Annotated in this window: 14 protein-coding genes; 9 read left to right on the top strand and 5 right to left on the bottom strand. The window is 69.6% G+C overall.

Annotated features, from left to right (window positions below; genetic code table 11):
• Nucleotides 1-38: 38 nt before the first annotated feature.
• The 7 genes from ACODS4_RS14315 to hypE are packed head-to-tail and all read left to right on the top strand — an operon-like array spanning nt 39 to nt 4,949.
• On the top strand, nt 39-413 hold the full coding sequence (locus ACODS4_RS14315; protein ID WP_488864720.1) for a HypC/HybG/HupF family hydrogenase formation chaperone: 375 nt from the start codon (nt 39-41) through the stop codon (nt 411-413).
• A complete protein-coding gene (gene hybE, locus ACODS4_RS14310; protein WP_488864718.1) occupies nt 410-1,117 on the top strand; it encodes a [NiFe]-hydrogenase assembly chaperone HybE in 708 nt (235 codons plus the stop codon). The genes ACODS4_RS14315 and hybE overlap by 4 nt, the downstream gene beginning before the upstream one ends.
• On the top strand, nt 1,114-2,289 hold the full coding sequence (locus ACODS4_RS14305) for a nickel-dependent hydrogenase large subunit (protein WP_488864716.1): 1,176 nt from the start codon (nt 1,114-1,116) through the stop codon (nt 2,287-2,289). Before hybE ends, ACODS4_RS14305 begins: the two co-directional genes overlap by 4 nt.
• 4 nt (nt 2,290-2,293) lie before the next feature.
• On the top strand, nt 2,294-2,635 hold the full coding sequence (gene hypA, locus ACODS4_RS14300; RefSeq protein WP_488864714.1) for a hydrogenase maturation nickel metallochaperone HypA: 342 nt from the start codon (nt 2,294-2,296) through the stop codon (nt 2,633-2,635).
• Nucleotides 2,635-3,600: a hydrogenase nickel incorporation protein HypB gene (hypB, locus tag ACODS4_RS14295; RefSeq protein ID WP_488864712.1), complete on the top strand. Its 966-nt coding sequence runs from the start codon at nt 2,635-2,637 to the stop codon at nt 3,598-3,600. The genes hypA and hypB overlap by 1 nt, the downstream gene beginning before the upstream one ends.
• 19 nt (nt 3,601-3,619) lie before the next feature.
• The gene (locus ACODS4_RS14290) at nt 3,620-3,883 is read left to right on the top strand and encodes a HypC/HybG/HupF family hydrogenase formation chaperone (RefSeq protein WP_488864710.1); all 264 of its coding nucleotides are present in this window, start codon (nt 3,620-3,622) and stop codon (nt 3,881-3,883) included.
• 10 nt (nt 3,884-3,893) lie between these two features.
• Nucleotides 3,894-4,949 (top strand): hydrogenase expression/formation protein HypE, encoded by a 1,056-nt coding sequence (gene hypE / locus ACODS4_RS14285; protein WP_488864708.1) that lies wholly within the window; start codon nt 3,894-3,896, stop codon nt 4,947-4,949.
• A gap of 12 nt (nt 4,950-4,961) precedes the next feature.
• On the opposite strand, the gene ACODS4_RS14280 is transcribed toward hypE, so the two are convergent.
• The gene (locus tag ACODS4_RS14280) at nt 4,962-5,666 is read right to left on the bottom strand and encodes a glutamine amidotransferase (RefSeq protein WP_488864706.1); all 705 of its coding nucleotides are present in this window, start codon (nt 5,664-5,666) and stop codon (nt 4,962-4,964) included.
• Nucleotides 5,667-5,875: 209 nt separating this feature from the next.
• Here ACODS4_RS14280 and ACODS4_RS14275 point away from each other — a divergent pair, with 209 nt between their 5' ends.
• Together ACODS4_RS14275 and ACODS4_RS14270 are read left to right on the top strand one after the other, a co-directional pair.
• Nucleotides 5,876-6,487 carry a MarR family winged helix-turn-helix transcriptional regulator gene (locus ACODS4_RS14275; protein ID WP_488864704.1) on the top strand — a complete coding sequence of 204 codons (612 nt, stop codon included), beginning with the start codon at nt 5,876-5,878 and terminating at the stop codon, nt 6,485-6,487.
• A gap of 189 nt (nt 6,488-6,676) precedes the next feature.
• A complete protein-coding gene (locus ACODS4_RS14270) occupies nt 6,677-7,885 on the top strand; it encodes an ABC transporter substrate-binding protein (RefSeq protein ID WP_488864702.1) in 1,209 nt (402 codons plus the stop codon).
• A 231-nt stretch (nt 7,886-8,116) separates the two neighbouring features.
• On the opposite strand, the gene ACODS4_RS14265 is transcribed toward ACODS4_RS14270, so the two are convergent.
• The 4 genes from ACODS4_RS14265 to zwf form a co-directional block, all read right to left on the bottom strand.
• Nucleotides 8,117-9,157 carry an oxidoreductase gene (locus ACODS4_RS14265; RefSeq protein ID WP_488864701.1) on the bottom strand — a complete coding sequence of 347 codons (1,041 nt, stop codon included), beginning with the start codon at nt 9,155-9,157 and terminating at the stop codon, nt 8,117-8,119.
• A gap of 42 nt (nt 9,158-9,199) precedes the next feature.
• Entirely contained in the window at nt 9,200-10,201 is a 1,002-nt protein-coding gene (glk, locus tag ACODS4_RS14260) for a glucokinase (RefSeq protein ID WP_488864700.1), read from the bottom strand.
• 408 nt (nt 10,202-10,609) lie between these two features.
• Nucleotides 10,610-11,302, bottom strand: coding sequence for a 6-phosphogluconolactonase (pgl, locus tag ACODS4_RS14255; RefSeq protein WP_488864699.1), 693 nt, complete (start codon nt 11,300-11,302; stop codon nt 10,610-10,612).
• Nucleotides 11,299-12,831 (bottom strand): glucose-6-phosphate dehydrogenase, encoded by a 1,533-nt coding sequence (gene zwf, locus ACODS4_RS14250; RefSeq protein WP_488864698.1) that lies wholly within the window; start codon nt 12,829-12,831, stop codon nt 11,299-11,301. The genes pgl and zwf overlap by 4 nt, the downstream gene beginning before the upstream one ends.
• Nucleotides 12,832-13,041 lie beyond the last annotated feature (210 nt).

Raw genomic sequence — 13,041 nt, 5'->3', positions numbered from 1 at the left:
CGCAGGGCGCGCGAACATGACGCTTTTGATGCACGTCAATGCCCCGCGCGCCCGAACCGGCGCATGAATGCGGCGCAACGCTCCCCCAACGCTCCGCCGTCACCGAAAGCCTTGCCCGCATGTGTCTTGGTCTCCCGATGCAGGTTCTGGAAAGCGACGGCCTGATCGCGCGCTGCGCCGGGCGCGGGGAGGAACGGCGCGTCAACGTCATGCTGATTGACGAGGTTCCGGTCGGCGGTTGGGTTCTGGTCCATATGGAGCGCGCCGTCCGCCCGCTGGACGAGGCGGAGGTCGGGACGCTGAACGACGCGCTCGACGCCATATTGCTCGCCGCGCGCGGCGGCGACACCGACCATCTGTTCGCCGATCTACTGCCCCGGACGGACGCCCCCGCGCCCTGCGACGCGCCGTGACCGGGGCGCATGACCATGACGGCCCATTTGACGCCGGTTTCGGCGCGGGCGCCCGCTTGGCCTGCCGGGATTGCGGCGCGGTCTATGACCCGGCGTTGGGCGACCCGGCGCGCGGCGCGCCGATGGGAACCAGCTTCGCGCGGCTGCCGGAACGCTGGGTCTGTCCGGGCTGCGGCGCGGCCCCGCACCGCTTCGGCCCCGCGTCGGCCAGCGCGCCGGAACTGGACCCGACCGACACGCTGATCGCCGCCTACCGCCGCGTCGCCGCCGACGCCATGTCCGGCGTCGCCATCGGCAACCCGGCGCTGCGTGTGGAGGCGGTGGGGTTCCGCGCCGTGGTTTGTGGCGGCGTCGCCGGGCGGATCGGTTGCGTCGTCGCCCCCTGGTTCCTCAACGCCGTGATGATGCCCGACGATGCCGCCCGGTGGGCCGCCGCGCGGGATGGCGACGCGCTGGCGCTGACCCTGCCGTCGGGGGCCTACCGTTTCAACGTCGCCCGCATGGGCGCGCTGGGAAGCTTGGCGGCGATGCCGCTGGTGTCCGACATGGCGGTGTTCGCCACCCAGGCCGAGGCGCGCGAGGCCGCCGGGCTGGCGCTGACCGCCTTGCTGCAAACAAACGCCGCGCCCCTGGTTGAAACGGCTCCCGCAAAGCCAAAACCCGCGCTGTCGCGCCGCGCCCTGTTCGGACGAGGCGCGGCATGAACCCGCCGACCAACGTCGAGGGCGCGGTCAGCGTCCGCCTGTCGGTCGCCGACAACGCGGTGGACCGGGCCGAGGTCGCCGTCCGCCGTCCGGTCGCCATTGCCCGCGCCCTGATCGGTCGCCGCCCGGAAGAGGCCGCGCGGGTGATTCCCCTGCTCTACAGCCTGTGCGGCACGGCCCAGGGCTTGGCGGCGGCGCAAGCCTGCGAGGCGGCCTTGGGACTGGACGCGTCCGGCCACGCGGTGGCGCGCGGATTGACGTTGGACGCCGAATGCGCCGACGCCCATGGCTGGCAGGCCGCGATGGAATGGCCCCGGCTTTTGGGCGAACGCCCCGACCCGCATGGCCTGCTCGCCCTGCGTGACGCCCTGCCGACGGTGGCCGAATCGCTCTACCCGGCGGGCGACGCGCTGCGGCCCGGCGGCGGCGATCTCCAGCCCAATGGACCGGCCCTGAGCCACACGCTGGACCGCGTCGCCGACTGGTTCGCGACCCAGGTTTTCGCCGGTTCCCCGCCCGCCAACGTCGGGGAGCTGGCCGATTGGGCGGCGCGCGGGGCCACCGTGGCGGCGCGGCTGACCGCCCGGCTGCTCGCCCCCGATCTCGCCCCCCACGGCGCGGTCGGCGTCGCCGCCCTGACGGAACGCGCGCCCTCCTGGTTCGCCGAAAGGCTGGCCGCCGATCCCGGCTTTTCCAACCGTCCGCACAAGGACGGCTTCCCCGCCCACACCGGGCCGCTGGCCCGCCGCGCCGATCACCCGCTGGTCGCCTCCGTCCAGGCCACGCATGGGGTTGGCGTCGTCGCGCTGATGGCGGCGCGGCTGGCCGACATGGCCGAACTGCCCCGCCGCATGGCCGCCGCGATCCGCCAGATTGGCAAGCCGCTGGCCCCTCCCGCCACCGAAGCCGTCCCGCAGCCCCCCGGCGTCGGCTGCGGCGTGGTGGAGACGGCGCGCGGGACGTTGGCCCATTGGCTGCGGTTGGGCGCGGATGGGCGGATCGCCGATTACCGCACGGTGGCCCCGACCGAATGGAACTTCGCCCCGGATGGGCCGTTGGCGCGCGGCCTGATCGGCTTGCCCGCCGGGCCGGACGTGGTGGAGCGCGCCGGGTTGCTGGTCGCCCTGCTCGACCCCTGCGTCGCCTGCGCCGTCACCGTCGCGGAGGCCTGACCCCATGCACGAACTGGCGTTGGCGCGCGGCGTCGTCGAGGTTATTGAGGAGCAGGCGGCGGCCCAGCGCTTCCGCCGCGTCGTCCGCGTCCGTCTGGTCATCGGCGCGCTGTCGCACGTCGAACCGGAAGCGCTGGCCTTCGGCTTCGACGCGGTCAGTCGCGGCACGGTGGCGGAGGGGGCGGCGTTGGTCATCGACCGCCCGCCCGGCCAAGCCTATTGTCTGGATTGCGAAACGACGGTGACGGTTGACGAGCGCGCCGCGCCCTGCCCACGCTGCGCGGGATGGCGGCTGATGATAACCGGCGGCGATGACATGCGGATCAAGGATTTGGAGGTGGAGTGATGTGCACGGTCTGCGGTTGCGCCCAGGGGGAAACCCGCATCGAAGGCGACGATCACGAGCATGTCGGCCCGGACGGCAAGATCTACCGCCACGCCCATGGCGCGGAGGGACACGGCCATCACCACCACGACGCCCACCATCGCCACGCCGACGACGGCGCGCACGAACATGTCGGCCCCGATGGCCGGGTGTTCCGCCACAGCCATCACGGCGCTCATCACCATCACCCGGACGATGATCGCCACCGACAGGATCCAAGCGCGCTCGACGCCGGAGCGGCCTTTGACCAGCCACGCTTGATCGCCATCGAACAGGACATCCTCGCCAAAAACGACGGGCTGGCGGCGATCAACCGCAAACGCTTCACCGGGCGCGGCGTGTTCGTGCTGAACCTGATGTCCAGCCCCGGATCGGGCAAGACTACGCTGTTGACCCGCACCCTGGCCGATCTGAAGGGCCGTTTCCCGGTCGCGGTGATCGAAGGCGACCAGCAGACCAGCTTTGACGCCGACCGCATCCGCGCCACCGGCGCCCCGGCCATCCAGGTCAACACCGGCAAGGGCTGCCACCTCGACGCCGCCATGGTGGCGCAGGCGACGGATCGGCTGGCGGTGGCGGAGAACAGCGTGCTGTTCATCGAGAATGTCGGCAATCTGGTCTGCCCCGCCGGGTTCGATCTGGGCGAAACCCACCGCGTCGTCGTCCTGTCGGTGACGGAGGGGGAAGACAAGCCGCTGAAATACCCCGCCATGTTCGCCGGGGCCGATCTGCTGCTGGTCAACAAGGTGGATTTGCTGCCGCATCTGACCTTCGACGTCGAGCGGATGATCGCCTACGCGCAACGGCTGAAGCCGTCGCTGGCGGTGATCGAGCTGTCGGCGACCAGCGGACAGGGCATGGCCGACTGGTATGACTGGATCGAAAACGGCTTGGCCGAGGCGCAGGCCGCCCGGTCGGGCGACTGACCGCAAGGAGAACACGCTCATGTGCCTCGCCGTTCCCGCTTGCGTCACCGCCCTGCTGCCCGACGAGCGCGCCGCCGTGTCGTTGGGCGGGGTGTCGTCCACCTGCTCGCTGGAGCTGGTCGCCGGGGTGGCGGTCGGCGATTACGTGATCGTCCATGTCGGCTACGCCCTGTCGAAGCTCGACCCTGCGGAGGCCGAACGCACCCTGGCCCTGCTGGCCAAGATCGGCGCGCCCGCCGTCCCGCCCACCACCGCCGAAGCCCCGGACCACGCCGCGCCATGAGCCTTCTCCCATGACCGTCCCCGCCAAAGTCGACCGCCTGTTCGCCCGCAAGCTGGACCTGACCGGCGCGGTGGACATAACCCACGGCTCCGGCGGAAAGGCGATGGCGCAGTTGGTGCGCGAGCTGTTCGCCGCCGCCTTCGCCAACCCGCTGCTCGACCAGGGCAACGATCAGGCGGCCTTCGACGTCCCCGGCGGGCGGATGGTGATGACGACGGACGGCTTCGTCGTCTCGCCGCTGTTTTTTCCCGGCGGCGACATCGGGTCGCTGGCGGTCCATGGCACGGTGAACGACATCGCCATGGCGGGCGCCGTCCCGCTGCATCTGACCGCCGCCTTCATTCTGGAGGAAGGCTTTCCCCTGGCCGACCTGAAGCGGCTGGTCGACAGCATGGCCGCCGCCGCGCGCGACGCGGGCGTCGCCATCGTCAGCGGCGACACCAAGGTGGTGGAGCGCGGCAAGGGCGACGGCGTGTTCATCACCACCACCGGCATCGGCATGGTTCCGCCCGGAGTAGCCCCGTCGGGCGACCGGGCGCGGCCCGGCGACGCCATTCTGGTCAGCGGCACGATGGGCGACCACGGCGTCGCCATCATGTCCACCCGCGACAATCTGGGTTTTGAAACCGCCATCCTGTCCGACAGCGCCGCCCTTCACGGGCTGGTCGCCGCGATGGTGGCGGAGGTTCCCGACCTGCATGTGTTGCGCGACCCCACGCGCGGCGGGCTGGCCACCACCCTGAACGAGATCGCCCACCAATCCGGCGTCGGCATGCGCCTGTCCGAAGCCGCCATCCCTCTCCGGGCGGAGGTGGCCGCCGCCTGCGAGCTGCTGGGCCTCGACCCGCTGTACGCCGCGAACGAGGGCAAGCTGATCGCCATCTGCGCCGACGCCGACGCCGACCGCCTGCTGGCCGTCATGCGGGCGCACCCGCTGGGCCGCGACGCGGCCCGCATCGGCGCGGTGGTCGAGGATTCCCACCGCTTCGTGCAGATGGAAACCCGCTTTGGCGGGCGGCGCATCGTCGATTGGCTGACCGGCGAGCAGCTTCCCCGGATTTGCTGACGTCCCGTCCGATCAAGTGGGCAGTCCGGCCAGCCAATCCGTCATCAAACGCTGTCCCGCCGCCGCCGCCGCTTGCCCCAAACGCGCGGCGTCCGCGCGCAGCGCCGCGACCGACAGGCCGGGAACCGAGGCGATTTCCGCCGCATGGCCAATCAGCCAGCGCTCAAACCCCTGCGGATCGACCTCCGGGTGGAATTGCAGGCCAAGCACGGACGAGCCGACGGCGAAGGCCTGATTGAGGCAAAGCGGGGTCGAGGCCAACCGTTCGGTCCCCGGCGGCAGATCGAAGGTGTCGCCGTGCCAATGCAGCACCGGCGCGGATTCCAGCGCCGCCAAGGGGCCAGCGCGCCCGGCCTCGGTCAGGCTCAAGGCCGACCAGCCGATTTCCTTCGCCGGGCCGGGATACACCCGCGCGCCCAAGGCGCGGGCGATCAATTGCGCGCCCAAACAGACGCCCAGCACCGGGCGCCCCGCCGCCGCCCGCGCGGCGATGGCGGCAATCTCGTCGCTCAAAAAGGGATACAGCGCCTCGTCGTAGGCGCCGATGGGGCCGCCCATCACCAGCAGCAGGTCGGCGGCGAGCAGCGCGTCCAACGGCAGCGGATCGACGCCTGCGTCCCGTTGATCCAGGCCGTAACCCGCGTTCGTCAGCGGCCCGGCGAACAGGCCGGGATCCTCGAACGCGACGTGACGGATGACGATGGCGCGACGGGTCATGGCGAACACTCCCAAGGATGGAAACACGAACAATGGGGGGCGGCACAAAGCGATAAGGATCATCACGGTAATTTAATAGTACTCCTAATCAAAATCGCGCCGCCTGTCGAGCCGCCCACGCTCATCCCCCGCGCAACGCCGCCCCGCCGTCGGAACGCTGGACAACGCGGGAGCCATCAATTAGTTGTCCTTATTTCTTTGGGCGCGCCATGCACACCCCCTTCGACACTCTTAGCACCCCCGTGGCCCAACGGGTCGCCGACGCCTTGGCCCGCGTCAGCGCGGCCTTGAAAAGCCGGTCCTGGCAGGAGGGGGAAGCGCTGGGGCTGACGCCGACGCAGGCCGACATTCTCACCCTGCTGGCCCGTTCCGGCGACGCGCCCATGGGGGTGAGCGCGGTGGCGGAGCGTTTGCAGGTCAGTCGCCCAACCGCCAGCGACGCCGTCGCCGCCCTGGTCCGCAAAGATTTGGCGAGCAAGGAGACCGCCGAGGGCGACCGCCGCGCGGTGGCGCTGCGCCTGACCGAACGCGGCGCCAACGCCGCCGCCGTGATCGCGGGCTGGCCCGATTTCCTCACCCGCGCCGTCGCCAGCCTGCCGGACCACGAGCAAACCGCCCTGTTGACCGGACTGATTGGGACCATCCGCGCCCTGCAACGCCATCAGGACATTCCGGCGCAACGCCTGTGCGTCACCTGTCGCCATTTCCGCGCCAACGTCCACCCGGATCCCGACACGCCCCATCACTGCGCCCTGGTTGACGCGCCCTTTGGCGAGCGTCACCTGCGCGTCGATTGCCCGGAACAGGTTCCGGCGGCGTGACGCGCGCCCGACGCGCCGCCCCCTTTGTCATTTGGACAACCGATATTCTGTCTAAATGACGAATTGACATTACTGTTATATTGCATACCAATCTGTCAGGCGGTCAGAGCGCGCCCGACCTTGCGCGTCTGGCCCAAAAAGGACGGGGGCGGAGCGCCGCCCGACCGACATTCAGGGAGGGATGGAGCCATGAAGACGAAAGCCGCCTGTCTTGCCGTTCTGCTCGCGGCGGGATTGTTCCCCGGGCTGGTCCAGGCGCAGGGCAAGCCCGTGCGCATCGGCGTTCTGAACGACATGTCGGGCATTTACGCCGACGATCAGGGGCCGGGGTCGGTGATCGCCGCCCGCATGGCGGTGGAGGATTTCGGCGACCGGCTGGGCGTTCCGGTGGAGGTCGTCGCGGCGGATCACCAGAACAAGACCGACGTCGGCGCCGCCATCGCCCGGCGCTGGTTCGAGCAGGACGGGGTGGACGCCATCGTCGATGTCCCGAACTCCGCCATCGCGCTGGCCGTCGCCGGGCTGGCGCGGGATCAGAACCGCGTCTTCATCGCGTCGGGGGCGGGAACCTCCGACCTGACGGGGAAATCCTGCACGCCCAACAGCGTCCATTGGACCTATGACACCTGGGCGCAAGGCCACAGCATGGGCCAGATTTTGACCGCGCAGGGCGGCAAGCGCTGGTACTTCATCACCGCCGATTACGCCTTCGGCAAGGATCTGGAGAAAAACGCCGCCGACGCGGTGGTCGCCGCCGGGGGAACGGTGCTGGGATCCGCCCGCCACCCGTTGGGAACCTCCGACTTCTCGTCTTTCCTGTTGCAGGCGCAGGCGTCGGGGGCGGACGTGATCGCCTTGGCAAACGCAGGCGGCGACACCGTCAACGCGCTGAAGCAGGCGGCGGAGTTCGGCATTGGCGGCAAGCAGCGCGTCGCCGCCTTAATCCTCAACATTGTGGGCATGCCCGCCGTCGGGTTGGCGGCCAGCCAGGGCGTTTCGGTGGTCAGCGCCTATTACTGGGACCGCGACGACGGCAGCCGCGCCTTCGCCAAGCGTTTCGCCGCCCGCCACCCGCGCGGCAACGTGCCGAACGACATGCAGGCGGGCGTCTATTCGGCGGTTCTGCATTATTTGAAGGCGGTGGAGTCGCTGAAAAGCGCCGCCGACGGGCGGGCCGTGGTGGCGGCGATGAAGGCGATTCCGACCGACGACCCGCTGTTCGGACAAGGCGGCGTGCGCGCCGATGGCCGCAAGTTGCACCCGCTCTATCTGCTGACGACCAAGGCGGAAAAGGACTCGCGCGGCGGCTGGGATTACTTCGCCGTCACCGGAACCATCCCGCCCGAACAGGCGTGGCGTCCGCTGGCCGACGGCGGCTGCTCCCTGGTCAAAGGCTGACCCAAAGCCCCAGGGCAACGAACTCAGGTTAACGTAACGTTACTAACCGAGAAGATAGCCTTGAAACACGGATGAACACGGATATCCACGGATGAACACGGATAAAATATTTCACACTATCCGTGTTTATCCGTGGGCCGACGCAGTCGGCATCCGTGTTTATCCGTGTCAAATCTCATTTTCTTAATCATTGTTAACCTGAGTTCGTTGCCCTGCCAAAACCCCCTGCGTTTACGGCAACGCCACGGTTCGCCGTTCCGCCGAACTGCGGGCGCAGGCTTCCAGCACCGCCATGACGTGGCGCGCCGATTCCGCCGTCACCGGCGGGGCCTCGCCGTCCAGGATGGCGGCGGCGACGCCCCGGTAAAAGGCCGGATAGTCGCCAGGACGGGTTTCCACCACCCGTTCGCCGCCATCGGCCTCGTACAGCCGCCCGTACAGGTCCGGCTCGTCCAGCCCCCAATCGCCGCCGCTGGGGCGGCGACCGGCGCGCAAGGCGGCCTCCTGCCCGTCCATGCCGGATTTCAGGAAGCTGCCCGCGTCGCCGTGGATCTGGAAGCGCGGCCCGGGATGGCAGACCACCGTCCCGGCGTGCAAAATCGCCCGCATCCGCCCGTAATTCAAAATCAGGTGGAACCAGTCGTCCACCTCCGCCGCGCGGCGCTGGGGGCCGACGTCGGCGGTGACGGTGTGCGGCATGCCGAACAGGGTCAGCGCCTGGTCGATCAGATGCGCCCCCAGATCGAACAGCACGCCCGATCCCGGCAGGGGCTTTTCCCGCCAGCCCGCTTTGATCGCCGGGCGGAATCGGTCGAAATGCGCCTCGTAATGATAAATCTCGCCCAACGCGCCGCTGTCCACGCAATCGCGCAGGGTCAGGAAATCGCCGTCCCAACGCCGGTTGTGAAACACCGTCAACAGGCGGTCTTGCCGGTGGGCCAGCTCGATCAGTTGATCGGCCTCCCGCGCCGAGGTCGCCATCGGTTTGTCCACCACGACATGCTTGCCCGCCAGCAGCGCGGCGCGGGCGAGGACCGCGTGGCTGGTGTTGGGGGTGGCGATCACCACGACGTCGATGGACGGGTCGTCGAGAATGGCGGCGGGGCTGGACACCGCCACCGCCTCCGGCGCGGCGCGGCGGATGTCGTCCACCCGCGAACTGGCGACGGCGGCCAACCGCAAGCGCGGCTCGCACTGGATCAACGGCGCGTGAAAGACCGACCCGGCGAGGCCGAAGCCGAGAAGCCCGACGGACAGCGTGGTGGAGGTCATAGGCGCGTTTCCTCGATAAGCCATGTTTGTCGCCGTCGCGGGTCAGGCGCCCGCGTGATGGGTCCGGTGAACGGTCTCCAGATGGGCGGCGGCGCCGCTCAAGGCCGGAGTCTCGGCCAGAATGAGCCAGCTTGGCACGGGCCGCAAGTAGTCGGCCATCCGTCCCTTCGCCTCGAACCGGGCGCGGAACGGGCTGGCGGCGAGAAAGGCGGCGAAGCGCGGGGCGATTCCACCGCCGACATAGACCCCGCCGCGCGCGCCCAAACTCAGCGCCAGATTGCCCGCCGCCCCGCCCAACAGGGCGCAATAGGTGGTCAGCGTGCGGGCGCACAGCCGATCCAAACTCCCCTCCCCGCCGCTCACCGCCCGCCGGGTGATGTCGGCGGCGGGCAAGGCGTCGGTCGGCAGGCCCTGCACGGCGGCGATGGCCCGGTGCAGCCGCTCCAGCCCGGAGCCGCAGAGCACGCTTTCCAACGACACCCGCCCCCGTTCGCCGCGCACGCGGCGCAGCGCCTCGATCTCAAGATCATCGACCGGGGCCAGATCGGCGTGCCCGCCCTCGGCGGACAGGGCGATCCAACCATGCGCCGTCGGCAGCGCCCCCGACATGCCAAGTCCGGTGCCGGGGGCGATCAAGGCGAGCGGGCGGCCCGGCTCGCCGACGGAATCGCCAGCGCCCAGCCGCGTCACCTCCGCCGGACCCAGACGCGGCAGGGCCAGCGCCAGCGCCTCGCAATCGTTGATGAGCAACAACGGGGCGAAGCCGAAGCGCACGGCCACGGCGCGGACGGAAAAATCCCAGTTGCGATTGGACAGAACGATGCGGTCGCCCACCGTCGGCCCGGCCACGGCGACGCAGGCGGCGCGCGGACGGACCCCGACGCGCTCCAGATAAGCGGCGACGGCGTCGGGCAGATTCGGGTAATCGGCGGCGGGCAGGCTGTGGACGGCGGTCGGCGCGGCCCCCGGTTCGGCGACCAGGGCGAAGCGCGCGTTGGTCCCGCCGATGTCGGCGACAAGCGCCGGCCATGCGGTGTCGGTCATGCGGATCTCGGTGGTGTGATGTTGGTGTTGGTGGTGGGCGGCGTTCTGTCCCTCTCCCGTTTCGGGCTACGGCATTCACACATCTTCGGTTTAGGCAACTCATTGGAAGAAAAAGAACTTTTCTCCGTCATTCCCGCGAAGGCGGGAATCCAGACTTACCCATAGGGTTCGTCTGGCGAACTCTGGATCCCCGCCTGCGCGGGGATGACGGAAAATCCATTTCATTTCAATTGATTGCAGCAAGAAAAAGATGTGTGAATGCCGTAGCCCGTTTCGGGAGAGGGTGGCCCGCAGGGCCGGGTGAGGGGTGAAGCGAGAATCAGGCGGCGTCGCCCATCCGCGAACCCCTCACCCTTCCCGCCGCTGCGCGGCAGGCCCCTTCCCTCTCCCGAAACGGGAGAGGGACAATCAGGCGGGCGACCAGAAGACGGCGGCGGGCGTTCGCGTCTGACGCAGGATGCCGCGCACCGGCAGTTCCGCGACCGGCCCATCCTCTTGCGCGCGCTCCAGCACCGCGCGTTTGGCCGCGCCGGTGATGAGGACAACGATCCGCCGGGAATCGAGCAGGCGCGGCAGGGTCAACGACAGGCGCGGGTGCGGAGCGCTGGGGGAGCGCAACGCCCGGCAGGGCGACGGGCCGTCCAACGCGCTCGCCAAGTCCGGCGCGTCGGGAAACAGCGAGGCCACGTGGCCATCCTCCCCCATGCCCGTCACCACCAGATCGAAGGGCGAGGCCAACGCCCGCAGGGCGGTCGCGCAGGCGGCCTCCCCCGCTTCCGGCGTCGGCGCGCCGTTGAACAGCGGGACGAAGCGGATGGCCGGGGCCGCCGCCAACAGCGTGGCGCGCAGGATGGCGGCGTTGCTGTCCGGGCTGTCGGGCGGCAACCAACGGTCATCAACCAACGTCGCCGTCACCTTGCTCCACTCCACCGCCCGTTTGCCCAGCGCGATCAGAAAGGGCGAGGGCGTCCGCCCGCCGGGCAGCGCCAGACTGGCGGCCCCGCGCGTGGCGATGGCGTCGGTCAGCAGGGCTTCCGCCTCGTCGGCCAGGGTTTCGGCCAGCGTGGCGGCGTCGGGGAACACACACAAAGGGGCGGTCATGCGGCGGCTCCCAAAACAACAGGATCGGCGTCTTTTGCGGCGGACTCGTCCTCGTGCCACGTCCGCCCGTCGCGTTCGATCATGGCGATGGCGGCGGACGGCCCCCAGGTTCCGGCGGTGTAGGGCTTGGGCCGCTCGCCGCTGTCGCGCCACGCGCCCAACAGCCCTTCGGCCCATTCCCAGGCGCCTTCCACCTCGTCGCGGCGCATGAACAGGGTTGGGTTGCCGCGCACCACGTCCATCAGCAGTCTTTCATAGGCGTCGGGAACCCGCCGCTTGAAGGTTTCGGCGAAGCTGAGATTGAGCGCGGCGGCGCGTAGGCGCAAGCCCCCCGGTCCCGGCTCCTTGGTCATCAGGCGCAAACGGATGTGCTCGTCGGGTTGCAGGCGCACCACCAGCCGGTTGGGCAGGGTCGCCCCGGCGGCGGCCCCGAAGATGCTGTGCGGCACCGGGCGGAACTGGATGACGATTTCCGACACCCGTTGCGGCAGCCGTTTGCCGGTGCGCAGGTAAAAGGGCACGCCCGCCCAGCGCCAGTTGCGCACGTCGGCCTTCAGGCTGACGAAGGTTTCGGTGGCGCTGTCGGCGGCCACCCCCTCCTCGTCGAGATAGCCCGCCACCGGCTCGCCGTCGATGGCCCCGGCGCGGTATTGGCCGCGCACGCTGTGGGTCAGGGCGTCGGCCCCGGTCAGCGGGGCCAGCGCCCGCAGAACCTTCAGCTTTTCGTCGCGCACCGCCTCGCGCTCCAGCGAGGCCGGGGCCTCCATCGCCACCAGACACAGCAATTGCAGCAGGTGATTCTGCACCATGTCGCGCAACGCGCCGGAATGGTCGTAATAGCCGCCGCGCCGCTCAATCCCCAGCGATTCCGCGACGGTGATCTGCACATGGTCGATGCCGCCGCTGTTCCACAACGGCTCGAACAGGGCGTTGGCGAAGCGCAGGGCCAACAGATTCTGGACGGTTTCCTTGCCCAGATAATGGTCGATGCGGAAAATCTGCCCTTCGGCGAAGACCGCGCCAACCTCGTCGTTGATCCGCCGGGCCGAGGCCAGATCGCGCCCAATCGGCTTCTCCAAAACCACGCGCGAGCGCGCCGTCGTCAACCCGGCTCGCTCCAGCCGTTGGCAGATCGGCCCGAACAGATCGGGGTGGGTGGCGAGGTAGAACACCCGCACCTTGTCGGCCCCCCCACCATCCATCGGCCCCTCCAACAGCGCGGCCAGCGCGTCCCAGCCCTCCGCCCCCTGCGCGTCGGCGGTGACATGGTCGAGCCGGGCGAGGAAGCGGTCGGTCGCATTGGGATCCAGCGGGGCGGCGTGCCGGGCCAGCGCGTCCGCCGCCTGCGCCCGGAACTCCGCCCCGCTGAGGGCGGAGCGCGAGACGCCGATGATCCGCCCGTCGTCGGGCAATTGGCCGTCGCGGTCGCGTTCGTACAGCGCGGGCAGCAGCTTGCGCAGCGACAGATCGCCGGTCGCGCCGAACACCACATAGTCGAAGGACGCCACACGCTCAATGATGGGACTCATGCTGCTTGTCTTCCCCGTTGATGGAATCCCTTCTCCCCCCTGGGGAGAAGGTTAGGATGAGGGGGTTCGGCGCAGCCGAAAACGTCCCGCGCCGCCTCCCCCTCACCCCGGCCCTCTCCCCGGGGGGGCTACTGGATGCACACATCTTTTTCTTGCTGCAACCAATTGAAATAAAACGGATTTTCCGTCATCCCCGCGCAGGCGGGGATC

It is taken from the genome of Azospirillum sp. FG154, from assembly GCF_057809575.1.
Note: the sequence above shows the minus strand (reverse complement) of the source record. Positions and strands in the feature narration are given on the sequence as shown.